We start from the raw sequence: 22,780 nt of genomic DNA, 5'->3' as shown, positions 1-22,780 counted from the left end.
ACCTGGTGCCCGCACGCCGGTTCGTTCCGCCGCTGTACCTCTCGCGGACAGACCCGCGAATAACTAGCAAACTCAGAAGGTATTTCCCGATCGCTGAGGCGGGCAAACCCGTGTCCAGGGGTTGACAGGCGCGCTCGTCCGGTGTTGTTTGCTGGGTGCGACGGGGGATTCGACGACGTCGTCGCGGGTTTTCGGATGATCTTGATGTCTGTCGTGTTCCCGCGGGAGGGGCGATGAGGTCATTTACATCGCCGCATCATGTCCGGCTCCGAGCCGAAGTGAGTACCCGCTTCCGAGGGCGATCGTCGGCGCGTTGCTCGCCGGAATGTCGGGATGCGCGAAGGCGGCCATAGCTAATTCTCGGCGAACTAGCGAGGTGAATCCGGAACGATCCAGCTCGGATTCTGCCGCCGGACCGGAATCCGGCGGCAGCGAGGTCGCTATGCGCGGTAGGCGTCGGTGCCCGCGCGGGACAGAACGATGTTCGGGACCACCGCTCGCGACGACAACCGCAGCAGGGCATCGACCATTTCGACGATGTCGCTGACGGCGAGCATCTGCTCGGGCGGGATGCGGTCGTGGATCCACGCGCTCATATCGGTGTCGACATAGCCGGGGGCGAGGGTGGTCGCGCTGATGCCGTTACCCGACTCCTCGGCGTTGAGGGTGGCGATCAGCGAGATGAGTGCCGCCTTGGCCGCGCCGTAGACGGCGAGTCCGGCTTCGGCGTAGACACCCGTGATCGACGACAGCGCAATCACTTTCGCGCCGCGGTCGGGCGCGGCCGCGGCGGCGGCGCGCAGCATCGGCAACGCGCCCTGGATGAGTTGCAGCGGCGCACGCAGATTGACCGCGAGAGTTTTGTCGAAGCGCCGCATGGACGTGTCGGCGACCGGACCGGCGGTGCCGACCCCCGCGTTGAGAATCAGCGCCGACAGGGTGCCGAATCGGTTCGCATGCTCGGCCAGCACCCGCTCGACGCCGTCGGTGTCGGACATATCGGCGGCCACGGCGACGACGTCGGTGGCGCCGGCCGCCCGCAGCTGCGCGGCGACCTCGTCGAGGCGGGCGGCGTCACGGGCGGTGACGGTGAGCGAATAGCCCTGTTCGGCAAGCCTGTTCGCGATGCCGAGCCCGATTCCGCGGGACGCCCCGCTGATCAGGGCGGACTTCCGATTTCCGGTCACTTCCGGACTCCTTTCAGTGCGCGCAGGCCGGCGGCCATGAATTCCGGTGTCGCCTCGGCCGCGCGTTCGGCGGCGGAGCCGGCGTCCGAGCCCCGCAGCGCGCGGTGGGTGATGCCTTCGCCGATGACGCCGAGCTTGAAATTGGCCAGGGCGAGATAGAAGCCCCAGTCCCCGAGATCTCGGCCCGACGCGAGAGCATAGGCCTGGGCGAGATCGTCGGCGCTGGGCATACGGTCGCTGGTCCACGCGGCCGGCGAACCGAGCACCAGATCGAAGATCGGCGCCCGGTACACGCACATCAACGCCACATCGGTCAGTGGATCGCCGAGGGTGGACAGCTCCCAGTCGACGACGGCGCGGACCCGCCCGGGATCGCGCGCATCGAGAATGGTGTTGTCGATGCGGAAGTCGCCGTGCACGATCGACGCCGCCGACCGGTCGGGCACCGCCTCGGCCAGCGCGGTGTGCAGGGCCGCGACGTCGGGAAGTTCGCGGGTCTTCACCCGTTCCCACTGCGACGCCCACAGATTCACCTGCCGGGTGACGAATCCGTCCGGGCGACCGAACTTCTCGAGTCCGACCGCGTTCGGATCCACGGCGTGCAGTTCGGCCAGTACTCGCACCAGCTCATCGACGGCGGTATCGATCTGGGTGTCGGTGAGGGCGGCGAGATCGTCCTGATCGCGGATGACGGTGCCGTCGACGAATTCCACGACGGTCATGGGCGCGCCGAGTGCAGTGCCGTCGGCGTCGAAGGCGACCGTCTTCGCCACGGGCACAGCCGATTCGCGCAGGGCGTGGGTCACCGTGAACTCGCGGGCCATATCGTGCGCGGACGGGGTGAGGCCCGCGACCGGCGGGCGGCGCACCACCCACCGCGAAGCCTCGTCGGCGGCGGCGAAGGTCAGATTCGAACGGCCGCCACTGATCAGCTCCACACGCAGCTCACCGCGCACGTCGACGCCCTGCTCGCGCAGGAACCGCTCGAGCGCGGCGACATCCATTCCGGGCAGGCTCATTCGGCTGCTCGCAATGCCCGCTTCGCGGCGCCGACCGCACGTTTGGCGATCGCCCACCGGTGGACCTCGGACGGTCCATCGTAGATGCGGAAAGGGCGCACCTCACGCGAGAGCCGCGCCAGCGGGAGATCACCGGACACACCGAGACCGCCGCACATCTGCATACTGCGGTCGACGATCCGGAAAATGGCCTCCGCCGCAAAGGTTTTCGCGATCGAGGTGGCGTTGGCGGCCGGTTCGCCGCGGTCGAGTTCCCAGCACGCGCGGGTGAGCAGTGCGCGGGTGGCGGCGATATCGATCTCGTTGTCGGCGATCATCTTCTGCACCATGCCGAGATCGCCCAGTCGCGAGCCGAAGCCCTCGCGCCGCGCCACGTGCGCTACCGCGACGTCGTGTCCGCGGCGGGCGGCGCCGAGCCAGCGCATCACATGCGTCATGCGGGCCGGGCCGAGGCGAACCTGGGCGTATTCGAAGCCGCGGTCGACCTCGCCGAGGACGGCCTCATCGGGAACCAGAAGATCCTCGAAGAACACCTCGCAGTGCCCGCCGACCATCGAGCGATCCAGTGTGTCGAGATGGCGTCCGACCCGGATGCCGGGAGTCTCGGCCGGCGCCAGGAACATGGTCGCGCCGCCGCGCCGGCCCGGCTCTCCCGAGGTGCGGGCCATGATGATGAAGAAGCCCGCGCCGTCGGCGCCGGTGATGAACCATTTGCGGCCGTTGATCCGCCATCCGCCGTCGGCGCGCACCGCGCGGGTGGCCAGCGCGGACGGATCGGAGCCCGCGCCCGGCGCCGGTTCGGTCATCGCGAAGGCGGAGCGCACGTCGCCGTGCGCGAGGGGCGCGAGGTACTGCTGCTTCTGCTCGGGGTTCGCGATATGCGCGAGCATGTGCACATTGCCCTCGTCGGGCGCGGCGATATTCAGCGCCGTGGGGCCGAACAGCGAATAGCCGGCCTCCTCGAAGACGGGTGCGCGGTTCGACATCCCGAGGCCGTGGCCGCCGTATTCGATCGGCGCGTGCGGCGCGAATACACCCGCCTCGCGGGCGGCTTTCTGTAGTTCGACGCGGAAGGTGTCGCCACCGGCGGCGGTGATGTCGCCGTCGTGCGCATCCTCGAGTGGCAGCACCCGGTCGCGGATGAAGGCACGGGTACGTTCGGCCAGCTCGTGTACCTCGGGCGGCAGGGACAGCTCGATCGCCACGGTCCACTCCTCGATCTCAGTTGCCGAACGATCGCTCGGCAATCACCTGTCATGCAGGCTCGCATGACACAATAAAGCCTGTCAATTCGGTGTTCTACGCCAGCTCGCTGTGTTCAGGTATCCTGAACATCATGGATAGTGCCGAGCAGGATCGACAGGGTGTGGGCAGCCGGGTGCGGCAGGCGAGAACCGCTGCCGGGCTCTCGTTGCGCGCGACAGCGGAACGGATCGGCGTCAGTCCGGCCACGCTCAGCGCCATCGAGAACGACAAGACGGGCGTCTCGATCGCCCGGCTGCGCGCCTTGGCCGCGGCGCTCGACACCACCGTCGCGTGGCTGATCGGCGAATCTCCCGCGCCGCCGCCTCGCCCGCGCGCACGCACGGCCGGCGTTTCCGAAACGGATGCGGCCCGCGCCTGGCGCGAGTTCCCGCCGCTGGACATCGATCCCGTCTTGGCCGCCGCGATCGATTCCTTCGTCGAGACCGGATATCACGGCGCGACCATGCGGTCGATCGCCCACCGCGCCGGGATGAGTGTTCCCGGCGTCTATCACCACTACCGGGACAAGCAAGAACTTCTCGTCCGCGCCCTCGACCTCACCATGGACGAATTGCATTGGCGCACACGGGCGGCGCGCGGCGAGGCGATCGGTGGCCGCGAGCGGCTGATCCGCGTGGTCGAGGCTCTCGCCCTGTTCCACACCCATCGCCGCGAGCTGGCCTTCATCGGCGCCAGCGAGATGCGCAGTCTCACACCGGACAATCGCCGTCGAATCGCCGCCTCCCGCAACGAGATTCAGTATCGCCTCGACGAGGACATCGATACCGCGCTGGCGGAGGCGAACCTGACCGCCGCCCACGCGCGTGTGGCCGGGCGCGCCATCGCCACGATGTGTACGTCACTGCCGCAATGGTTCCGGCTCGAAGGGCCCGCCACTCCCGAGCAGATCGCCACCGAGTACGCGGATTTCGCCCTCGGCCTGCTCGGTATCGAGACGCGGAACGCGATGCGGGCCATAGGGTGATCGGCCACCGAAGGGACGACGCGGGGCGGCTCGGCCACGGTCGGTGCCCGCGGACCGCCCTGCTCAGACCCTGCTCGCCGCCGAGAACGTCACCAGGGGCAATTTCGCGGTCAACCGCACTCGCGTGCCCGACTCGGTCTGCTCGATCTCCACGTCGTCGGCGAGAGCGCGCATCATCGACAGGCCGCGTCCGCGGGTGCCCGGATCCTCGGGCTGCGGCCGCCACGCCCCGGAATCGACGATCTCGAGGCAAACCGCGCCGCGCACATGGGCGGCGGTGAGTATCACGTGGCCGGAGGTGCCCGGGGGATAGGCGTGCTCGATGCTGTTCGTGCAGGCCTCGTTGGCGGCGGCGACCAGATCGGCCGCGAGGTCGTGACCGACGGCGGCCGCGGACAGCCACGACGTCAGCGCGCGGCGCACACCCGAGAGCCGTGCGGGTTCGGCGGGTATGTCCAGGTGCAGTGGCCGCGGCGGCTGGCGGTAGACCACCATCGCGATATCGTCGTCGTAGCCCGCGTCGGGGCGCAGCCGCGACAGCACCGCGTCGGCCACCTCGCGCGGCAGTTGCGATGCGACGCCGGACAATTCGTCGGCGATCTGGTCGAACCGGATGTCGATGTCGATGCCGCGCTGCTCGACCAAGCCGTCGGTGAACAACACCAGCGTCGAGCCGGGTTCGAGCGCGGTCGTCGCCTCGGGCCGGTTCGGGATGTCGAAGGTGGCCAGCGGTACCGCGCGGCCGCCTTCGAGCAGCCGGCCGGTGTGCCCGGGCGCCGCCAGCACGGGCGGCATATGCCCGGCGCTGGAGTACCGAACCAGCCCGCGCACCGGGTCGAGGATGGCGGCGCAGACCGTCGTGCACATGGCGCCGGGGATGCGGGCCGCCACCGCGTCCAGTTCGGCCAGCAACTGAGCGGGCCCGGCGCCGCGCAGCAGCAAAGTCTGTGCGGCGGTGCGCAATTGGCCCATCACCACCGCCGCGGACAGGCCGCGGCCGACGCAGTCGCCGACCACGATTCCCAAAGTACCGTCGCGCAACTGCACCACGTCGTACCAGTCGCCGCCGATCTCGAGCGGGGGCAGCGCCGGTTCGTAGTGCACCGCGAAACCGGGTGGCAGTTCGATCGGACCCAGCATGGCGCGCTGCAGCGTCAGCGAGGTCGAGCGCGCTTGATCGAAGTTGCGAGCGCGCTGCACCGCCAGGCTGAGATGGCCGACGAGCAGTGAGAACAGCGCCCAGTCACCGGAACTGATCGCCCGCGGCGCGGCGAAGCGCACCCACAGTGCGGCGTCGCCGGTTTCGCCCAGCGGCGCCACGATGCCCTCGGAACTCGCCGCGCCCTCGGGGATGGCGAACATGGCGCGATGCGGCCGCATCCGGGTCCGGTCCAGCAGCGCCCGCGCCCGCGCGTCGATCACCTGCCGGGAGACGGCGTCGCCGCCGGCCACCGGGCCCGAGACATACAACTCCGGCGCGGTCTGGCGATTCGCCCACATCGACACCACGGCGGTCTCCGCGCCGATGGCCCGGCGCAGTTCCTCGAGACCCACCGACAGCACCTCGGCGACCGTGGTGGCGGCGCCGACGGCGGTGGCCAGCCGCGAGACCGCCTGGTCGCGGGCCTGTGCGTCGTGCTCGGCGGTCACATCGCGGATGGTGCCCACGAAGAGTCGCTCGTCGTCTTCCGGATTGCGCAACGAGTTGGTGCTGACCGCCAGCCACACTCGCCGCCCGTCGCGGTGGCGTGCCGGCATCACGAAGCGCGCGGCCGCGGTGCCCAGCGCGGGAGGGTCCGCCGCGGAATCGTCGTCGGTCCACGGATGCGGCAGCGGATAGGGGGCGGAGTCGGGACCGTATCCGGTCAGCGCGCCGAAGGCCGAATTGACCTCGGTGATGGTTCCGTCGTCGGCGGCGACGAAGAAGCCGTCCTGCAGCGACTCCACCAGTGCGGTGCGGAAGGCGTCGCGGCCCTCGAGGTCCTCGGCCCGCAACCGCTGCAATTCGTAGCTGCGGGTGCTGTCGAGAAAGCCGCGGGTGGCGACGTCGAGGGCGGCGAGAGTTTGCAGCAGGAATTCCAGCGCCGCCTGCGCGCGCTGGGCGGCATCACCGTCGAGGTGCTGCGCCGCGGGACCGGCGATCAGACCTTGTTCGTCGAGCAACCGGAAGTGGTGCTCGGTCAGATCCAGAATGCTCACGCCCTCGACGAGCGCGCGCCGGCCGAGTTCGTACCCTTCGGCGAGGGTGTTCTGGGTGGGTGAATCCATGTGCAGCCGAAGCGCATTCGCATACGCCTCGCGGAATGCGGCCAGCACCGCGCTCATGGCCACACCCGTGGTGCGCTCGTCGGCCGGCTCGGCCGGCTCACGACGCACCCGCGATCGGACCGCGGTGGCGCGCGGCCAGGACCAGCGCGTCGTCGGTGTCCTTGACGTGATGGCGCAGGATGTCGTCGGCGATATCTGTGGTCGGCCGCGCCAGATCCAGGGTGTCGACGAAATCGCTGACGATGCCGTCGGTCGACATCACCAGCACATCGCCGGGCCGGATCGCCACGGTCTGGGTTTGCAGATTCGGCGGCAGCAGATAGCCGACGATGCCCCCGGTCAGCAGCGCCGTCGCCCGCACCGCGGGTTTGCCGGGCCCGATGGCGACCACCCGGGATTCGACGTTGCCGACCCCGAGCCACTGCAGTTCGTCGTCGCCGGTGAACAGCACCAGCGAGACCGCCGCACCCCGGGTGTCGGCCATCGCGCGATGACACAGCACCATCAGCACGTCGAGCGGTTCGGCGCGATTGTCGGCGAGGACCTGCGCGGCCCGGTCGGCGGCGTCGGCGGCCGCGGCCCCGTGCCCCAGCCCGTCGAGCACAGCGAACAGCACCGAACCGTCGCCGGCGTCGAGTACCACCGACCGATCACCGGAGACGCGCTGTCCCGGCAGTGCGCGGCCCGCCACCGCCCATTCGACAGTGCCGACGGATCCGTCCTCATGCACCGGTGGGTACCCACTTCCACATCTCCACCAGCGTTCCCTGTCCGGGCGCCGACTCCACGATCAATCCGTCCATCAGCCGTCGCGCGCCGGGTAATCCCAGCCCGAGTCCGCGGCCGGTGGAGTAGCCGTCCTCCAGCGCCCGGGGGATGTCCCGGATACCCGGCCCCTGGTCCTGGGCCTGCACGACCAGTGCCCGGCGGCCGTCGCGCTCCTGCACCGCGACCCGGATCTCACCGGTTCCGGCGTAACTCGTGATATTGCGGGCGATTTCGGAGATGGCCGTGGAAATCATGGTGATGTCGGTCAACGTGAAACCCAGCTCGGCAGCCAGCTCCCGCCCTGCCTGTCGCGCGGTCACGATGTCGCCCGACACCTTCACCGCTATCACCACGTTGTCGGAGGCCACGATCACCGACCGCTTCGCCGGCCGTTGGGCAGCTGTCTGTTGAGCCAGGCCAGCCCCTCCTCGAGGTCCAGAGCCGTGTGCATACCTTCGAAGGTCAGACCCAGCTGGACCATCGCGAACGCCACTTCGGGCTGCAGACCGACGATCACCGTCTCCGCACCCCGCAGCTTGGTCATGTGCGCGATGGTACGCAGGGAGCGCGCGGCGAAGGAGTCCATGACGTCGATGGCCGTGACGTCGACGATGATTCCCTGGGCACGGTACTTGCTGACGTAGGTCATCAAGTCGTCCTGCAGGCGTTCGGTATCGGCGTCGGTGAGCGCCGATTGCACGGACGCGATCAGGTAGGTGCCCTGTTTCAGAATGGGTACCGGCATGAGGCGCCTTGACTACCGTCCGTCGCGGTCGGTGAGTCTCGAGATTTCGTAGCCGAGCAGTCGCTCGGCCTCCTCGATACCACCCTGTAGGTCACCGACCGCGTTCATCTTCGTCAGATCGAGGCCGATGGTGACCAGCGCGAGCGCGATCTCCGACGAGAGGCCGGTGATGATGACGTTGGCACCCATCAGATTCGACGCGTCGACGGTCTGTACCAGGTGGTTGGCGACCGTGGAGTCGATCATCGGGACACCGGTGATGTCGATGACGACCACCTTGGCGCGGTTGGCGCGGATCGCGCGCAGGAGCTGTTCGGTGAGCTGCCGGGCGCGCTGGCTGTCCAGTACGCCGATGATCGGCAGAATCAGCAGCTGCTCACGCACCTGCAGCACCGGCGTCGACAGCTCGCGGATGGCTTCCTGCTGCTGGCGGATGACGCGCTCGCGCTCCTGCACGAACGAGATGGCCACGGTGTTGGCGATCCGGTTGGCCGCGGGCTCGTAGGCGTCGAGCACCCGCTTGAGCAGTTCGAAGTCGGACTGGTACTTCTCGAACAGGCTGCGCGCGAGCACATCTCGCAGCAGCAGCACGATGCCGACGACCTCGTCGGTTTCGACGCCTCGCGGGATGATGCGTTCGGACAGGTCGCGGGCGTAGGCCTGCAGCGCCTCGACGCTACCGGTCTGCAGCGCCTCGACGTAGTTGTCGTAGATGGAGGTGGCCTCGGAGAAGATCTCCTCCGGGGTCATCGCGGTCAGCAGTGCGGCATCCCCGATACGGCGTGCCCATTCCTCACGTAGCTCAGTGCGATTCTGGCGCAGATGTTCGACCAGTTGCGGCAGCAGATTCTCGACCGGACCCGCCGGTATCGAATCCGGAGAGAGGCCGATGGACACGTCGGACATGAAAACTCGTGCCCCTTTCCTAAGGGAGGTCGGTTCGTCGGGGTCGCTCGCGCGTGGCTGCCGTCGAGAAGCCGCAGTCGAGCCTAGTCTCACTCGATACCCGCTGGCGAACAATCGAAACATGTCGCGGAGGTGTGTGCTCGGCCACCCCATCAGCCCGGCTGCGGGCTGGGTTCGCGCGGCAGGGCACCGCTGTGGTCGATGCAGGCCTCGACGCCCGGGTCCGGCGCGCGATGATGGGTGAGCAACGTGTCGTAGATGTCGGCGAGTGCGGCCAGCTGGTCGCGGTCGAGGACGTCGATCATATGCCGCCGCACGCTCTCGACATGGGCGGGAGCGGCGGTGGCCAGCACTTCCGCGCCCTTCGGGGTGAGTACGGCGGCGGTGCGGCGGGCATCGTCGGGGATGGCCTCGCGGGCTACCAGCCCGCGCTTCTCCATGCGGGTGATCTGGTGGGAGAGCCGACTCTGCGACCATTCCAGCACCGAGGCCAGTTCGGCGAAGCTGCGCCGGTGGTCGGTGGCGTCGGCCAGCCGGGCGAGCACCGTGTACTCGACGTAGGTGAGATTCGAGGCGCGCAGCGAGTCGCGGCCGACGGCGGCGGCGATGAGATCACGGGTGAAGACGAAGCCGAGCCACGCACGCGTTTCGAGATCGTCGAGCCAACGGGGTTCGGTCACGATTCCTCTCCAGGGTTCTGCGTCGGTCATGGTATTGCCTTCCCGCTGTCGGCGATACCCGAGATCGCGGTATCGGATCGACACCTACACCCACCGCATTGAAGGTGCAACCTTTGTGCTCGGCAACGAAGATTAGGCTGGCCTGACCTCGGTGTGACGCGGTGTGCTGATTAGAGTCGGAGCGTTGTTTCGGCCGCGAGCGGTTCTCCCGCCGGCCGAGTGCACCCGCAGACACACAAGGAGTGCGATTCGTGACCGCGCCTGAGTTCCGCTATTCGGATCTGCTTCCCACCGGAGCCGACGAGACCCCCTACCGGTTGCTGACCACCGAGGGCGTCAGCACATTCGAAGCGGGCGGACGCACGTTCCTGCAGGTCGACCCGGACGTGCTGCGGATGCTGACCGCCGAGGCGATGCACGACATCAGTCACTACCTGCGCCCGGCGCACCTGGCCCAGCTGCGCAAGATCATCGACGACCCGGAATCCTCCGGTAACGACCGCTTCGTCGCGCTGGACCTGCTCAAGAACGTCAACATCTCCGCGGGCGGCATCCTGCCGATGTGCCAGGACACCGGCACCGCCATCGTGATGGGCAAGAAGTCCGAGGGCGTGCTCACCGGCGCGGACGACGCGGAATGGATCTCGCGCGGCGTGTTCGACGCCTACACCAAGCTGAACCTGCGGTATTCGCAGCTGGCGCCGATCACCATGTGGGACGAGAAGAACACCGGTTCGAACCTCCCGGCGCAGGTCGAGTTGTATTCCACCGCAGGCGATCCCGCGCATCCGGCCTACAAGTTCCTGTTCATGGCCAAGGGTGGCGGCTCGGCGAACAAGTCGTTCCTCTACCAGGAAACCAAGGCCATCCTGAACCCCACCCGGATGCTGGAATTCCTCGACGAGAAGATCCGCTCGCTGGGCACCGCCGCCTGCCCGCCGTACCACCTGGCCGTGGTCATCGGCGGCACCAGCGCCGAATTCGCTTTGAAGACAGCGAAATACGCCTCCGCGCACTATCTGGACACCATGCCGACCGAGGGTTCGATGGCCGCGCACGGCTTCCGGGATCTGGAGCTGGAGGAGGAGGTCTTCAAGCTGACCCAGTCCTTCGGTATCGGCGCGCAATTCGGCGGTAAGTACTTCTGCCACGACGTGCGGGTGATCCGCTTGCCGCGCCACGGCGCGAGCTGCCCGGTCGCGATCGCGGTGTCGTGTTCGGCCGACCGCCAGGCGCTGGCCAAGATCACCCCCGAGGGTGTGTTCCTCGAGCAGCTGGAACGCGAACCGGCGCAATATCTTCCGGAACAGACCGACGAGATTCTCGGCGGCGACGTGGTGAAGGTCGACCTCAACCGGCCGATGTCGGAGATCCGCGCCGAGCTGTCGAAGTACCCGGTGAAGACCCGGCTCTCGCTCACCGGTCCGCTGGTGGTGGCCCGCGACATCGCGCACGCCAAGATCAAGGAGCGCCTCGACGCCGGCGAGCCGATGCCGCAGTACCTGCGCGATATGGCCGTCTACTACGCCGGCCCCGCCAAGACTCCCGAGGGTTACGCGTCGGGCTCGTTCGGCCCGACCACCGCGGGCCGCATGGACTCCTACGTCGACCAGTTTCAGGCCGCGGGCGGCTCGTTCGTCATGCTCGCCAAGGGCAACCGCTCAGCGCAGGTGACCAAGGCGTGCAAGGAGCACGGCGGCTTCTACCTCGGCTCCATCGGCGGCCCGGCCGCCCGCCTCGCTCTGGACTGCATCAAGAACGTCGAGGTCCTCGAATATCCGGAACTCGGCATGGAAGCGGTCTGGAAGATCGACGTCGAAGACTTCCCGGCCTTCATCGTGGTCGACGACAAGGGCAACGACTTCTTCGCCGAGACCCAGAAGCCGATCGCGCTGCGCGTGCGGACGCGGTCCAAGGAACGGGTCTGAGGTTCGGCCCGGGCCGCTGCCGATAGCGGCCCGGGACCGAGGTCCGGTTACGCTGCCGGACCACCGTGCGCGGCTCCGTCCGCCGCGGCGTGGAGCGGTGCGCGGTGCATCCGAACACCGCCGGCGTGCTCGGATGAACTGCAGCTCACGCATTGTCGCGCTGTCCCTGTGCGAGCGCGGCCAGCTCCTTGAATTTCACGACGCTTCCGCCGGCGCCCCAGGTGCCCTCCGGTTGTTCGTGGATCAGCACCCACACCCGCCAGGCGTCGCCGTCGGCGAGACCGGCCGCGGCGAGTACCTGCTCGGTGACGTCGGTGACGAGTCCGGCTTTGCGGCGAATCCGCTGGCGGCCACGTCCTCGACACGGCACCACGCCTGCGCCCGGAAGAACGCGCTGTCCGGCGCGCCTTCCCACTTCAGCAGCGTCGTCGGAAGTGATCGCAACAGCTCGTCGCGCGCCGGGCCGGGCAGGCCGGCGGGCACGGTCAGGTGAATCATCGGCATCGATGTCCTCCTTCGCTTCGGAAACGGCTATAACGATCGTTATAATCGGCGCACGCTACTATATGACGGGCGTTATAGACAAGGAGGTAGGGTGGCGGAATCTCAGGATGCACGCCGGAAGTTGGTGGCCGGCGCGGCCGATATGATCCGGCGGCGCGGCCTCAACGCCACCAGTGTGCGCGAACTGGCCAAATACGCCCACGCGCCGCTGGGGTCGACGTATCACTACTTTCCCGGCGGCAAGACGCAGCTGGCCACCGAGGCCGTCACCTTCGCCGGTGACCTGACCGCCATGCTATTGGTCCGCGAGCTCGACAACGGACCGGTCGACGGGCTGCGTGCGTTCCTCGCCACGTGGCGAAAGACTCTGGTGGACAACGACTTCCGGGCCGGATGTCCCGTATTGGCGGTCTCGGTCGAAGAGCTCGCCGACGTCGAGGAAGGCCCTCGCGAAGCAGCGGCCGCCGCCTTCGCTCGATGGACCGAACTGCTGAGCGCGTCGCTGCGCGACCATGGAGCCGACGTTGCCGACGCCGAGCGTATCGCCACGCTGACCGTCGCCGCCGTCGAGGGAAGTGTGGCGATGTGCCGCGCCGAGCGCAGCACCAGAGCGCTCGACCGCGTCGGCGCCGAGCTCGAAACGATCGTCGCGGCTGCGATAGCAGGGCCTCGCAGCGAGGCGTGAGCGCACGACAAACGCCGCGCGGTCCGGTCACCGCGCGGCGCGAGGGAATGGTTAGAGGGCGCCCTTGTCCGGGTCGCCCGCGGGGACTGCTTCGAGGACCTGGACGTCCAGCGAGCCGGTGACCAGGCCTTCGAGTCCTTCGTTCAACGCTTTGAGGTTCGGCCCAGCGCCGTGCGCGCCCAGGGCCGCCATGTCGCGCCACTTCTCGATGAACACGAAGCGGTCCTTGCCCCGGTGCAGGGCGTAGAACTCACACCCGTCCTCGTTGTGGACTTCCGGGATGAGGCGGGTGAGGAGTTCCGCGACTTCGTCGAATTTGTCGGGCTTCGGGGTGATGGTGGCAACGATCACAGGCATGAAGCGGAGAGTATCAGCCGGCCTCGGCAGACGGGCCCGAGTCTCGGGCGGGTTCGGCTATCGCGGATCGTCGGTCGTTGCGCTCGTCTGGAAGAACCGGCGGGTCGCGAGATCGGCGGGGAAATAAGCTTCGACGGCGATCTCCTCCAGCGTGATGTCGAACGCCGCGCCGAAGGTTGTGACCGTGTTGATCAAGCACAGCTCTGCCCCGCGATGTGCGAGCCGGATGTGCAAGGCGATCTCGGTGGGGTCCGGAGGCTGGGGCTCGTGCGCGGGGCCGAACTCCGCCAGTTCCGCGTACAACGCGTGCAGCTGCGGATCTCCCGTGCGTGCGGCCTGGTGGGCGAGCCGGGGCAACAGATACCCGCGCACCTGGTCCAGATTGCGGATCCTCGGCGCCAGCCCGTCCGGATGCAGTCCCAATCGCATCATGTTGATCGGCGGGCCCAGCAGCGCCGGGCCGGCTCCGTGCAGGAATACGTCGACGGCACTGTTGGCCAGCAACAGATTCCATCGACGGTCCACCGCGAGTGCCGGATAGGGTTCGTGCCCCAGCAGCACCTGTTGGACGGTCTCCCGAGCTCGGGCCAGATCGGGGTCGTGCAGGGGCTGCTCCCGGAAGACCGGTGCGTGCCCGGCGGCGACCAGCAGTCGATTGCGTTCCCGCAACGGCACCCGCAACTGCTCGGCCAGGTGCAGGACCATCGCGCTGCTGGGAATCGTCCGTCCCGTTTCGACAAAACTGATGTGCCGAGGCGACACCTCCGCCTGAATGGCCAGATCCAGCTGGCTCAACCGGCTGCGGTGCCGCCATTCGCGCAGCAGTTCCCCGATCGGCCGGTCGCTCGTCATGCTCCGAGTCTGCTCGGTCACCGAGCGTCGCCGCCATTACACCGCATGTAATCGACGCGCCCCGCGCACCTGAGCAACAGTCGTCGCATGGACAAGACCGACAAACAACTCGTCGTCGACGGCTTCCGCGAGTTCGCGGCAGGAAACATCGACGTGCTCCGCACCCTGCTGCACGAGAAGTTCATCGAGCACAGCCCCGGAAACCCCAGCGGTCGAGACGATTTCATCGAGTTCATCACCACCGCCCCGGTCGCCGGCGCACACCTCGAACTCGCGCGGGTCATCGCCGAGGACGACTACGTGGTGCTGCACTACCGCATGTCCCCCGGAGGCGATGAGCCCGATGTCGCCGTCGTGGATATCTGGCGGCTCGAGAACGGGCAGATCATCGAACACTGGGATGTCGTCCAGCCCGTCCCCGAACCCGATCAGATACCGAACGGGATGTTCTGAACAGCGCATCATCGCCGGTCCGGCCGACATGCTCCAGCGTCGCCTCGGCTTTTCGGCTAGTGTCGCCGAGTGGGGAGCGAATGCCTGATCTGCGATAAGCATCGTGGCGTCGGACGTCTGGTCGGTCCGGTGATCTACGCCGATGATCTGGTGGTGGTGACGCACCGTCCGCTGTCCGAGGGTTCACCGATTCCCGGCTACCTGTTCGTCGAAACTGTCCGTCACGCACCGACTTTGGCCGATCTGAACGACGCCGAAGGCGCCGCGATCGGGTGGGCGGTTCGCCGGGCCGCCGTCGCCCTGCGGGCCGAGCTTGCCCCCGAATTCGTGTTCTCTGCGGTTACCGGCCGCAGCGTTGCGCACTTTCATCAGCATGTCTTCGTGCGCCCGCAAGGCACCCCCGATTCTGTGAACTGGTTCGGCATCGACTCCTGGGACAGCGGTCCGCGGATCGAGGAGTCCGCCCTGATTCCGTTGTGCGAGCGCCTCTCCGCCCACTTCGGGCCGGCGGCAGAGCCGGCCCAGTCCTCCGATGCGGGGGAGCGGGCACGAGGGCACACTCGACTCGGCGGTGGCCTACCGGCGTCCGGTCACTGAGGTGGTCGGTGGTGTGGCCGTGATCCCCGAGTCGGGGACTCCTGCGTAGTCGGGCAGTTCGACGCCGTTGAGCGCGCGTTCGATCAACTCGGCGAACCATTCGCCGGTGAAATCGGGGCTCGGCTCCGAGTCGGGCGTGGGGACCTCACGGCTGCGCGCGTGCAATCGGCCGATTTCCTGGTTGGCCTCGACGTACGGGCGCATCTGTTCCTCGTAGCGGGCGAATCCGATTTTCGGGTCCCAGTCGGCGGTGGCCAGTTCTCCGGCCAGCAGGTAGGCGCCGACCAGGGCCAGCCCGGTGCCCTGTCCGGACAGCGGTGAGGAGCTGAACGCCGCGTCCCCGAGCAACCCCACCCGGCCGCTGGACCATCGGTCCATCACCACCTGGGCGACCTGGTCGAGATAGAAGTCCGGAGTGTCGTCCAGATGCGCGAGGATGCGCGGAGTCAACCAGCCCATGCCGGCCATCCGCTCTCGGAGCAGGCGCTTCTGGGCCTCGACGTCGCGGTAGTCGACGTCGAGGTCGGCGGCGGTGAAGGAGAACATGGCCATGGCCTTGGTAGAGTCGGGGATGGGCCGCAGACCGGCGGACCGCCCGGACTCCTGATAATCGATCAGCCAGCGCTCGAGCCCGAACTCGTTGGGCACGGTGTAGAAGGCCAGTGCCTGCCCGAGATGACGGATGAACTGCTCGCGCGGGCCGAAAACCATGGCGCGCAACGCCGAGTGCAGCCCGTCCGCCCCGATCACCAGGTCGAAGCGCCGCCGATCGCCGCCCGCGAAGACGACGTCGACCCCGTCCGCGTCCTGGGTCAGTTCGGCGATCCGATCGCCGAAGAGGTACTCGGCATCGTCGCGGGTGTCGTCGTAGAGCACCCGGGACAGGTCCCCGCGCAGGATTTCGATCTCGGAGATGTATCCGTCGCCGCCGTCGTCGTCCGCCCGAAAGGTCTCCAGCACTGTGCCGTTCGCGTCCACGGTGTACGCGCCGGCGGTCTCGGTGCGCGCGGCGCGCACCGCCGCGTCGAGTCCCATCCGCCGGATGACCTCTTTGGTCACTCCGCGCGCGTCCACGGCCTGACCGCCGGGTCGCAGTCCGGGCGCCCGCTCCACCACGGTCACCTCGGCGCCCCTCCGGACAAGCCAGTGGGCCAGTGCGGGCCCGGCGATGCTCGCCCCCGTCACCAACACTCGGGTCCCGCTCACAGCGCCCCCTGCTCACCCGTACCGATCACTGAACGGTTCCTCTGCCCCCGCTCGGGTCCGTGAGTGCCCATCGTTGCCTCCCTGTGCTTGTTCCCGCGCTGGGACGGGCCCAGTGCTGTCGGTATCCAGTGGTGTCGACGGCGGGGCCGCGGAGAATTCATCGGTGTTGCCGAGGTCGTTTGTGTTTGCTCGGGCGGAACGGCCTGTGGAGCTTGTTGATTCGAGCAAAAACCTCTGCCCACGGACTGAAATCTAGCAGCACTAGACAATCTATCGCACGTGATGCTACCGTCGCTCTAGTCGCTAGCGTTGATAGATTTCGGTGGGGAGCCGGATCGCTCACGCTCGGCGCCATCGACAACTTCCGGCTGATCGCTGGGAGCGCAACGCGATTCGAGTTCACCGAGGAGTAACCGACATGACCTTCACCATCAACGAGCAGAAGTTCCTCGCCGAGGCCGGAATCGGCCGCCTCGCCACGGTGTCACCCGACGGCGTCGTGCAGAACAATCCGACCAGCTATCGGGTGAACGCCGACGGCACCATCGACATCGGGGGTATGCGCATGCGCGCCAGCCGAAAGTATCGCAATGTCGAGGCGGGCAGCCGCGTGTCGTTCGTCGTCGACCAGCAGGTGTCGGTGGAGCCCTACGAAATTCGCGGCATCGAGGTGCGCGGCACCGCCGTTGCGCTCGACGACGAGGAGCCCCCGTTCCCGCCCCAGGAACGCGCGATCATCCGCATCATCCCCGAACGGATCATCTCCTGGGGCATCGACAGCGGATCCTTCGACTTCACCAGTCGCAAGCCCGAGTAGTCGCTACGGTGCGTCGCGCTACGCGGCGTGAGCAGAGGTCGTGCCGGCGCGCACGCGGCGCCGCGATGCCGGCACAGGCCGCGGGTAGTCCGATGGGGCACCTCGCCGGTGGATGTCGTGGATCGGGCCGGTCGCGAGGTTCTCCCACCGCACCGATGTCGAACGCCGACCTCGATGATCGCAGAGCCTGTGTAAGAGCGGGACGGGCGGGAATCACGCCACTATGACGGAGAACACATCGGATGCCTCGGAGTCGACCGCCAAGCCCGCCGAGACGGCCGCGCCGGAACCGGATCGGGAAACCCGCGAGCGGGCCAAGAAGGAAGCCGACAGGCTGGACAAGATCTACGAGCCCGGCGCCCGGGCCAGCGTCGTCGTACCCGGTACCGACGGCATGGTCGCCGGTACCGCCTTCGCCGACTCGGTCGGCGAGCAGATCACCGAGAACAAACCACCGGACGAACTTCGCAAGGACAAAGATTCCTGATTCCGGCTGAACCCGGCCGGCGTCGACGAGGGACCAGCGGGCGCGAGGCGAACCGCGGTGGCACTGTGCGCCGAATCGGTTCATTCCGCGGTGGTCGCTGCCGGCGGCCTGTAGTCGGGGAGTTGTTCGGTGGACTTGGGGGCCATGATGCGTTCCATTCCGGCCATCGATTCCAGGAGCGGCAGGCGGGTGATGAGGTTGCGCACGGCGATGCCGACCCGTGTTTTCGGGGCCATCAGTCGCAGGTTGGGGCCGATCTTTTGTTTGCGGTCGACCAACGGCCGGTGGGCCCGCTCGTACCGGTGGAAGGCGATGCGATGGTCGCCGCCGGCGGCTGCGAGCTCACCCGCGAGTCGATAGGCCCCGATCAACGCCAGTTCGGCCCCGGCGCCCGAGGCCGGAGACGCGCAGTAGGCGGCGTCGCCGACCAGCGCGACCCTGTCGATCGACCAGGAATTCATGCGAACTTGGCCGAGCGTGTCGATGTAGGCGTCGGGATCGGCGAGTACGCTTTGCAGCAATTCCGGCACGTGCCAGGCGTTTTCGCCACGGAACTCGGTGGCGAGCAGCGCTCGCGCTGCCTCCTGGTCGCGCGGGTCGATATCGCGCCGCGGACTGCGGAACATGAGATACGCCTTGGCCTGTGTGTGGCGGCCCGAGCGGTAGATCCCGGCGAAGTGTCCCGGCGTATTGAAGACCGTCATCCACCGATCGGGCCCCCATGCCGAGTCGGTGTTACCGAAGGCGAAGTAGTGGTCCATGTGCCGCACGTGGTCGGACTCCGGGCCGAAGGCCAGTCGCCGGACCGTCGAGTGCAGGCCGTCGGCTCCGATCACCAGGTCGAAGCGTCGCGTCGGCGCATGCTCGAAGGTGACGGTGACACCGTCGTCCTCCTGCTCGAGCCCGCGGATGGAGTCGCCGAAGATGTACTCGACGTTGTCGGCGGTGATGTCGTGCAGGATCCGGACGAGATCGCCACGCATGATCTCCGCCTCGGTGCTGCCGTACTTCTCCTTGATTCCCTGCATGTCGATCCGGGCGAGGTCGCGTCCGTCGGCGCGGACGAATCTCATCCCCGCGACGTCGGCCGCGGAATCCCGCACACGCGCCATGATCCCCATCTTCTCGGCCACGTCGATCGCCTGATCGCGGATATCGACCCCTTGGCCGCCGGTCCGCAACCGGGGTGCTCGTTCGACCACGGTGGGCCGAAATCCATGCCGTGCCAGCCAGTACCCCAACACCTGTCCGGCGATACCGGCGCCGGAAATCAGAATCCGCTCGTTCTTCATCGCGTTCCCCTTGTCGCAAAAATACTGACCATTGGTCAGGCTTCAACGATAAGGCGCTGACCGTCGGTCAGTCAAGGGGTAGGATCGGGGACCGTGAGTGACGATTCGCGTGCTCGAATCCTGCGCACCGCGCTGGTGATGTTCGCCGAGCGCGGCTACCATGCCGTCTCCGTGCGGGAGATCTCGGAGCAGGTCGGCCTGACCAAAACTGCTGTGCTCTACCACTTTCCGAGTAAGAGCGACATCGTTGTCGCCTTGGTCGAACCATTGCTCGCAGACACCGAGGCCATGCTCGAATCGGTCCGATCCATCCGGGATCCGGACGCGCGACGGTGGGCAGTGGCCGAAGGGCTCATCGATACCTGGCTCCAGCATCGGCCATTGCTGCGGATACATATGCAGGACCAGGCGCTGTCGGCCGATGCCGCCACCTACCGGCGGCTGCGTGACATCGCCCTGACCGCGCAGGCATTGCTCGCCGGCCCCGACGCGGATCTCACCGCGCGGGTGCGGGCCGCGCAGATCTACGCGGCGCTCAGCGATCCGGTGGTGTTCTTTGCCGACCAGAGCGAAAAACGTTTGCGCGTAGCCATTCTCGACGGGGTGCAGCGACTGCTGGGTGGGGCGCCGTCCCGTGTCACTGCTCGCGCGTCCGGGCAGCCCGCCGACACCTCACGACGCCGGACCGGTCGCGGTCGACCGGGTGCGATGACCCCCGCGATGGTCGAAACCGCTCGGCGAATGCGCGATTCCGGCGAATGTACCGTCGACGAGATCGCCGCGAGCCTGGGTGTGTCCCGTGCGACCGTCTATCGGAATCTCACAACTTCCGACGACGGCCCGACCGTCTCATAAATCTATTTTTGATACGTCGAGGGCCGGTTCGGTGATCCAGCGCGATGTCGACCCCGGCGGCCCGGTGCGGTATCCGAATGAGCGTTACCGCTGCCCTCTGGCCCGGAGTGGTTACTCGTCCATCGTCATGCGCCACTCCGTCGCCCACTGCGTCAGCGGTGTGAGCCGCTCGACGAGCGTGCGCCCGGCGCGGGTCAGCCGATAACCCTCCTGGTGTTCGACCAGGCGCGCCTCGGTGAGTTCGGACAGCCGGCGGGTCAGCACGCTCGAGGAGAGGTCGCCGCATGCGGTGCGCAGTTCGCGGAAGGTGAGCGGCCCCGAGGCCTGATCGAGTTCCCAGATTACCCGCAGCACCCAGCGCCGCCCGAGCAGATTGAACAGCGCCATGATCGGGCGCCCGCTGGTCGATCCGCGCACCGGGTGCCCCGGACGTGGCGTTTCGGCCGCCACGGTCACGCCGCCTGCGGCGGGGGCGAATCTTCCAGTCGCCGTGCCATTTCCGCGATGGCCGCGCGCAGAACCCGATACGGCCGCAGGAACAGTGTCACGTGGGTCAAGCTTCCGGTCTCGGAGAGCTCTTCCCGCAGCACACCCTGAAGTTCCTGGTCGGCGAATCGGGCGGTGAAGGCGAACATCCGTTGCTGCCCGTCGGTCCACTGCCGCGTCTGCTGCACCGAGTCGAGCACCGTCGCGATCGTGGCCAGCAGATGACCCGCGCGGGCCCGCCCGTGGTAGTCGGCGACCGGGCTCGAGAAGGTCACGCCTTCGGCGAGCAAGGCCGGCAGTTGCGTGGTGTCTTTCGATCGCCACACCGGCAGGATGAGACTTTCGGTCATGCCTCTATTTTAGAGGCACGCTGGAGTGGATGCCAGTTCTTGCGGCCTGGGGGATCCTGTCGGGAATCCGGGGCATTGTCCGGACATCCAGGACTGGCCGCGCCCGAGGCTGTGGTTGTCAGGCGGCGTGCAGGACGAAGAACAGGAAGCACAGGAATCTGTTGTCGGTGCTCTCGCCGAGCACCTCGGGGATCAGGTCGCGGGCGGCGGGCAGGGCCGGGGGTTCGCTGATGACGCCGATGCGGAATCCCGCTGCGGTGAAGGCGTCGGTCATCGCGTGTAATGGCCGGTCCCAGAAGCTCAGCCGGGCGGTCCGGCCGCCCATGGTCCATTCCTCGATCCGGTTGCGGACCTCGAAGTAGTTGGTCGGGTCACCGGCCAGGCGCTGCCCGAGGAAGTTGGCGAAAGGATGCTCGACCGAGACTAGGAGTCTGCCGCCGGGGACCAGCACTCGTCGCAACTCGGCGAGAGTCGGTCCCCAATCTCGCAGATAGTGCAAGACCATAGACGCGACGACATCATCGAACGCGTCGTCGGGAAAGGGCAGCGGATCGGCCAGGTCGGCGACTCGCACATCCGCGTCGGCGCCGAGGTGCTGCCGGGCCTGCTCCAGCATCCGGGCACTCGCGTCGATGCCGGTCACGCCGGCGCCACGGGCGCGCAGCGCGGCGAACAGGAGACCCGAGCCGCAGCTGGCATCGAGGATCCGGCGCCCGGACATATTCCCGGCGAGCTCCAGGATCGCGGGCCGGTTGTAGTACGCGTGCAGGAGGCCGGTCTCGTTTTCGGCCGCGTAGTCCTCGGCGATGCTGTCGTAGCCGCTCACCGCGGCCGGATCAGCGGTGAATGCATGGCCTTCCGGAACCGAAGTCATGCGCCCCATCCTGACATGTCAGGAGTCTGCGCTGTAAAGCCTTGTGAGCCAATCACTTCGGATGGCCTATTATCCCGCGCGACGCCGTGGAAGAGCGCCTTCTGCCGGGATCGGTCTTGTGAGTCGTGTAGCGAACGCCATGGCGCCGGTCGCGGTCGAGGACGAACCGCATGTGAAGCTCCGAGCGATATCGGGGATCGCGTGACCGGGGCCAGGTGAGTTTGAGAGGGTCGCCCCATGAAGATCGGTGTCGCACTTCCGCAGATGGCTCCCGGCTACGGACCGGGTACGACGCTCGACTGGGCGCGGAGAATCGACGCGGGCCCCTTCTCGAGCGTTTCCGTCGGTGAGCGGGTGACGTTTTCGAATCCGGAGATGGTCGCGACGCTGGGCGCCTGCGCCGCGGTCACCGAGCGAGTGCAGGTCCTGGCGAACCTCTGGGTGCTCCCACAGCATCCGATGGCGATGGTCGCCCAGCAGATCGGCACCCTCGACCAGCTCGCGAACGGCCGTCTCGAGGTTGCCGTCGGAGTCGGCGCTCGCGAGCACGACTACCGCGCTCTCGGCGCCGATTTCGAGCGACGGCACCAGCGGCTCGACGACAAGGTCGCCGAGCTGAAGTCACTGCTGGCCGGCGAACCCCCGTTCGAGGGCGCGGACCCGGTGGGGCCGGTGTGCGTGCAGCCGGGTGGGCCGATCATCCTCGCCGGTGCGATGGGGCCCAAGGCGATGCGTCGGGCGGCGCGGTGGGCCGACGGCATCTCCGGCTTCAGCATCTCCGGCGACGCCGAGGAGATCGCCAAGGTAGGCGAGCTCGCCGACCGATGCTGGGCCGAGGCCGGTCGTACGACGCCGCCGCGCAAGGTCAGCGGCTGCTTCACCGCCTTGGGCGTCACCGACGCGTCCGAGGCGCTGCGTTCTTTCACCGCTCGCTACCTCGGGTTCCTCGGATCCGACCTGGCCGACCTGGTCGCCGCGTCGGCGCGGGCGTCGAGTCCCGAGGCGCTCGCCGGCATTCTCGACGGCGCGGAGCGGGCCGGATGCGACGAGTTCATCCTGGTTCCGGCCGTCACCGACCTGAACTTCCTCGAGGTCGCGTCCGAGGTGGTGGTCACACGACCCTGACGCGCGAAAGGTGCGCAAATCGCAAGAGCGCCAACCGGAACCGAGTGAACAAACGCCACTTGGCAGAGTGGCAACTGACCGAGTGGACGAACCTGGCCGGCGTGCCGTC

General features: G+C 67.8%; 26 protein-coding genes. 9 read left to right on the top strand and 17 right to left on the bottom strand.

Features of this window, described 5'->3' with window-relative positions:
* Window positions 1-440: 440 nt before the first annotated feature.
* From NE2_RS29875 to NE2_RS29865, 3 genes are read right to left on the bottom strand one after another with little or no spacing between them, the layout of a single operon-like run.
* Window positions 441-1,187, bottom strand: coding sequence for an SDR family NAD(P)-dependent oxidoreductase (locus NE2_RS29875; protein WP_030518322.1), 747 nt, complete (start codon window positions 1,185-1,187; stop codon window positions 441-443).
* Entirely contained in the window at window positions 1,184-2,206 is a 1,023-nt protein-coding gene (locus tag NE2_RS29870; RefSeq protein WP_063031498.1) for a phosphotransferase family protein, read from the bottom strand. Before NE2_RS29870 ends, NE2_RS29875 begins: the two co-directional genes overlap by 4 nt.
* Window positions 2,203-3,411: an acyl-CoA dehydrogenase family protein gene (locus NE2_RS29865; RefSeq protein WP_063031496.1), complete on the bottom strand. Its 1,209-nt coding sequence runs from the start codon at window positions 3,409-3,411 to the stop codon at window positions 2,203-2,205. The genes NE2_RS29870 and NE2_RS29865 overlap by 4 nt, the downstream gene beginning before the upstream one ends.
* A 131-nt stretch (window positions 3,412-3,542) precedes the next feature.
* Between NE2_RS29865 and NE2_RS29860 the strand changes: the two genes are divergently transcribed.
* Window positions 3,543-4,436 carry a TetR-type transcription factor C-terminal domain-containing protein gene (locus NE2_RS29860; RefSeq protein WP_063031536.1) on the top strand — a complete coding sequence of 298 codons (894 nt, stop codon included), beginning with the start codon at window positions 3,543-3,545 and terminating at the stop codon, window positions 4,434-4,436.
* Window positions 4,437-4,499: 63 nt separating this feature from the next.
* Here NE2_RS29860 and NE2_RS29855 read toward each other — a convergent pair whose 3' ends face one another.
* The 6 genes from NE2_RS29855 to NE2_RS29830 all read right to left on the bottom strand — a co-directional run bounded on the left by NE2_RS29855 (window position 4,500) and on the right by NE2_RS29830 (window position 9,803).
* On the bottom strand, window positions 4,500-6,812 hold the full coding sequence (locus tag NE2_RS29855) for a SpoIIE family protein phosphatase (RefSeq protein WP_373862291.1): 2,313 nt from the start codon (window positions 6,810-6,812) through the stop codon (window positions 4,500-4,502).
* Window positions 6,802-7,434 (bottom strand): SpoIIE family protein phosphatase, encoded by a 633-nt coding sequence (locus NE2_RS29850; RefSeq protein WP_030518327.1) that lies wholly within the window; start codon window positions 7,432-7,434, stop codon window positions 6,802-6,804. The genes NE2_RS29855 and NE2_RS29850 overlap by 11 nt, the downstream gene beginning before the upstream one ends.
* Entirely contained in the window at window positions 7,427-7,843 is a 417-nt protein-coding gene (locus tag NE2_RS29845; RefSeq protein WP_372464269.1) for an ATP-binding protein, read from the bottom strand. Before NE2_RS29845 ends, NE2_RS29850 begins: the two co-directional genes overlap by 8 nt.
* Entirely contained in the window at window positions 7,843-8,217 is a 375-nt protein-coding gene (locus NE2_RS29840; protein ID WP_030518329.1) for an STAS domain-containing protein, read from the bottom strand. The genes NE2_RS29845 and NE2_RS29840 overlap by 1 nt, the downstream gene beginning before the upstream one ends.
* A gap of 12 nt (window positions 8,218-8,229) precedes the next feature.
* Window positions 8,230-9,123 (bottom strand): STAS domain-containing protein, encoded by an 894-nt coding sequence (locus NE2_RS29835; RefSeq protein WP_030518330.1) that lies wholly within the window; start codon window positions 9,121-9,123, stop codon window positions 8,230-8,232.
* Between the two features lie 152 nt (window positions 9,124-9,275).
* The gene (locus NE2_RS29830) at window positions 9,276-9,803 is read right to left on the bottom strand and encodes a MarR family winged helix-turn-helix transcriptional regulator (protein ID WP_063015808.1); all 528 of its coding nucleotides are present in this window, start codon (window positions 9,801-9,803) and stop codon (window positions 9,276-9,278) included.
* A gap of 251 nt (window positions 9,804-10,054) precedes the next feature.
* On the opposite strand from NE2_RS29830, the gene NE2_RS29825 reads away from it, so the two are divergent.
* On the top strand, window positions 10,055-11,731 hold the full coding sequence (locus tag NE2_RS29825; protein ID WP_030518332.1) for a fumarate hydratase: 1,677 nt from the start codon (window positions 10,055-10,057) through the stop codon (window positions 11,729-11,731).
* A gap of 145 nt (window positions 11,732-11,876) precedes the next feature.
* Here the strand turns inward: NE2_RS29825 and NE2_RS29820 are convergent, their stop codons facing one another.
* On the bottom strand, window positions 11,877-12,146 hold the full coding sequence (locus tag NE2_RS29820) for a tautomerase family protein (RefSeq protein ID WP_233429918.1): 270 nt from the start codon (window positions 12,144-12,146) through the stop codon (window positions 11,877-11,879).
* A gap of 180 nt (window positions 12,147-12,326) precedes the next feature.
* Between NE2_RS29820 and NE2_RS29815 the strand changes: the two genes are divergently transcribed.
* Entirely contained in the window at window positions 12,327-12,920 is a 594-nt protein-coding gene (locus tag NE2_RS29815) for a TetR/AcrR family transcriptional regulator (protein WP_084494420.1), read from the top strand.
* A 51-nt stretch (window positions 12,921-12,971) separates the two neighbouring features.
* Here the strand turns inward: NE2_RS29815 and NE2_RS29810 are convergent, their stop codons facing one another.
* Together NE2_RS29810 and NE2_RS29805 are read right to left on the bottom strand one after the other, a co-directional pair.
* Entirely contained in the window at window positions 12,972-13,277 is a 306-nt protein-coding gene (locus tag NE2_RS29810) for a putative quinol monooxygenase (protein ID WP_063031494.1), read from the bottom strand.
* Window positions 13,278-13,334: 57 nt separating this feature from the next.
* Window positions 13,335-14,129: a helix-turn-helix domain-containing protein gene (locus tag NE2_RS29805; RefSeq protein ID WP_063031530.1), complete on the bottom strand. Its 795-nt coding sequence runs from the start codon at window positions 14,127-14,129 to the stop codon at window positions 13,335-13,337.
* 87 nt (window positions 14,130-14,216) lie between these two features.
* Here NE2_RS29805 and NE2_RS29800 point away from each other — a divergent pair, with 87 nt between their 5' ends.
* Window positions 14,217-14,582 (top strand): nuclear transport factor 2 family protein, encoded by a 366-nt coding sequence (locus tag NE2_RS29800; RefSeq protein ID WP_063031492.1) that lies wholly within the window; start codon window positions 14,217-14,219, stop codon window positions 14,580-14,582.
* Window positions 14,583-14,651: 69 nt separating this feature from the next.
* The gene (locus NE2_RS29795; RefSeq protein WP_063909520.1) at window positions 14,652-15,179 is read left to right on the top strand and encodes an HIT family protein; all 528 of its coding nucleotides are present in this window, start codon (window positions 14,652-14,654) and stop codon (window positions 15,177-15,179) included.
* On the opposite strand, the gene NE2_RS29790 is transcribed toward NE2_RS29795, so the two are convergent.
* Window positions 15,159-16,385, bottom strand: a complete 1,227-nt coding sequence (locus tag NE2_RS29790) for an FAD-dependent monooxygenase (RefSeq protein WP_063031490.1) — start codon at window positions 16,383-16,385, stop codon at window positions 15,159-15,161. The two genes, NE2_RS29795 and NE2_RS29790, sit on opposite strands and share 21 nt — an antisense overlap.
* Before the next feature lie 418 nt (window positions 16,386-16,803).
* On the opposite strand from NE2_RS29790, the gene NE2_RS29785 reads away from it, so the two are divergent.
* Together NE2_RS29785 and NE2_RS29780 are read left to right on the top strand one after the other, a co-directional pair.
* Window positions 16,804-17,202, top strand: coding sequence for a PPOX class F420-dependent oxidoreductase (locus NE2_RS29785; protein WP_063031488.1), 399 nt, complete (start codon window positions 16,804-16,806; stop codon window positions 17,200-17,202).
* 223 nt (window positions 17,203-17,425) lie between these two features.
* The gene (locus NE2_RS29780) at window positions 17,426-17,689 is read left to right on the top strand and encodes a hypothetical protein (RefSeq protein ID WP_063031486.1); all 264 of its coding nucleotides are present in this window, start codon (window positions 17,426-17,428) and stop codon (window positions 17,687-17,689) included.
* Between the two features lie 80 nt (window positions 17,690-17,769).
* Here NE2_RS29780 and NE2_RS29775 read toward each other — a convergent pair whose 3' ends face one another.
* Complete coding sequence (locus tag NE2_RS29775) at window positions 17,770-18,981, bottom strand: FAD-dependent monooxygenase (protein WP_063031484.1); 1,212 nt, start codon at window positions 18,979-18,981, stop codon at window positions 17,770-17,772.
* Window positions 18,982-19,074: 93 nt separating this feature from the next.
* Here NE2_RS29775 and NE2_RS29770 point away from each other — a divergent pair, with 93 nt between their 5' ends.
* Entirely contained in the window at window positions 19,075-19,836 is a 762-nt protein-coding gene (locus NE2_RS29770; protein WP_063031482.1) for a TetR family transcriptional regulator, read from the top strand.
* A 111-nt stretch (window positions 19,837-19,947) separates the two neighbouring features.
* Here NE2_RS29770 and NE2_RS29765 read toward each other — a convergent pair whose 3' ends face one another.
* From NE2_RS29765 to NE2_RS29755, 3 genes are all read right to left on the bottom strand, one after another.
* Window positions 19,948-20,253 (bottom strand): winged helix-turn-helix transcriptional regulator, encoded by a 306-nt coding sequence (locus NE2_RS29765; protein WP_233429917.1) that lies wholly within the window; start codon window positions 20,251-20,253, stop codon window positions 19,948-19,950.
* A 35-nt stretch (window positions 20,254-20,288) separates the two neighbouring features.
* Window positions 20,289-20,672 carry a hypothetical protein gene (locus NE2_RS29760; RefSeq protein WP_063031480.1) on the bottom strand — a complete coding sequence of 128 codons (384 nt, stop codon included), beginning with the start codon at window positions 20,670-20,672 and terminating at the stop codon, window positions 20,289-20,291.
* 118 nt (window positions 20,673-20,790) lie between these two features.
* Window positions 20,791-21,546, bottom strand: coding sequence for a class I SAM-dependent methyltransferase (locus tag NE2_RS29755; protein ID WP_063031478.1), 756 nt, complete (start codon window positions 21,544-21,546; stop codon window positions 20,791-20,793).
* A 237-nt stretch (window positions 21,547-21,783) separates the two neighbouring features.
* On the opposite strand from NE2_RS29755, the gene NE2_RS29750 reads away from it, so the two are divergent.
* Complete coding sequence (locus NE2_RS29750; protein WP_063031476.1) at window positions 21,784-22,671, top strand: LLM class flavin-dependent oxidoreductase; 888 nt, start codon at window positions 21,784-21,786, stop codon at window positions 22,669-22,671.
* Window positions 22,672-22,780 lie beyond the last annotated feature (109 nt).

This window comes from Nocardia elegans NBRC 108235 (assembly GCF_001612845.1).
GTDB lineage: Bacteria > Actinomycetota > Actinomycetes > Mycobacteriales > Mycobacteriaceae > Nocardia > Nocardia nova.
Note: the sequence above shows the minus strand (reverse complement) of the source record. Positions and strands in the feature narration are given on the sequence as shown.

Coding starts and splice junctions, on each gene's coding strand:
- NE2_RS29800 (WP_063031492.1), top strand. CDS start 14,217: ATGGACAAGACCGACAAACAACTCGTCGTCGACGGCTTCCGCGAGTTC.
- NE2_RS29810 (WP_063031494.1), bottom strand. CDS start 13,277: ATGCCTGTGATCGTTGCCACCATCACCCCGAAGCCCGACAAATTCGAC.
- NE2_RS29805 (WP_063031530.1), bottom strand. CDS start 14,129: ATGACGAGCGACCGGCCGATCGGGGAACTGCTGCGCGAATGGCGGCAC.
- NE2_RS29835 (WP_030518330.1), bottom strand. CDS start 9,123: ATGTCCGACGTGTCCATCGGCCTCTCTCCGGATTCGATACCGGCGGGT.
- NE2_RS29840 (WP_030518329.1), bottom strand. CDS start 8,217: ATGCCGGTACCCATTCTGAAACAGGGCACCTACCTGATCGCGTCCGTG.
- NE2_RS29755 (WP_063031478.1), bottom strand. CDS start 21,546: ATGACTTCGGTTCCGGAAGGCCATGCATTCACCGCTGATCCGGCCGCG.
- NE2_RS29760 (WP_063031480.1), bottom strand. CDS start 20,672: ATGACCGAAAGTCTCATCCTGCCGGTGTGGCGATCGAAAGACACCACG.
- NE2_RS29870 (WP_063031498.1), bottom strand. CDS start 2,206: ATGAGCCTGCCCGGAATGGATGTCGCCGCGCTCGAGCGGTTCCTGCGC.
- NE2_RS29860 (WP_063031536.1), top strand. CDS start 3,543: ATGGATAGTGCCGAGCAGGATCGACAGGGTGTGGGCAGCCGGGTGCGG.
- NE2_RS29780 (WP_063031486.1), top strand. CDS start 17,426: ATGACGGAGAACACATCGGATGCCTCGGAGTCGACCGCCAAGCCCGCC.
- NE2_RS29750 (WP_063031476.1), top strand. CDS start 21,784: ATGAAGATCGGTGTCGCACTTCCGCAGATGGCTCCCGGCTACGGACCG.
- NE2_RS29785 (WP_063031488.1), top strand. CDS start 16,804: ATGACCTTCACCATCAACGAGCAGAAGTTCCTCGCCGAGGCCGGAATC.
- NE2_RS29775 (WP_063031484.1), bottom strand. CDS start 18,981: ATGAAGAACGAGCGGATTCTGATTTCCGGCGCCGGTATCGCCGGACAG.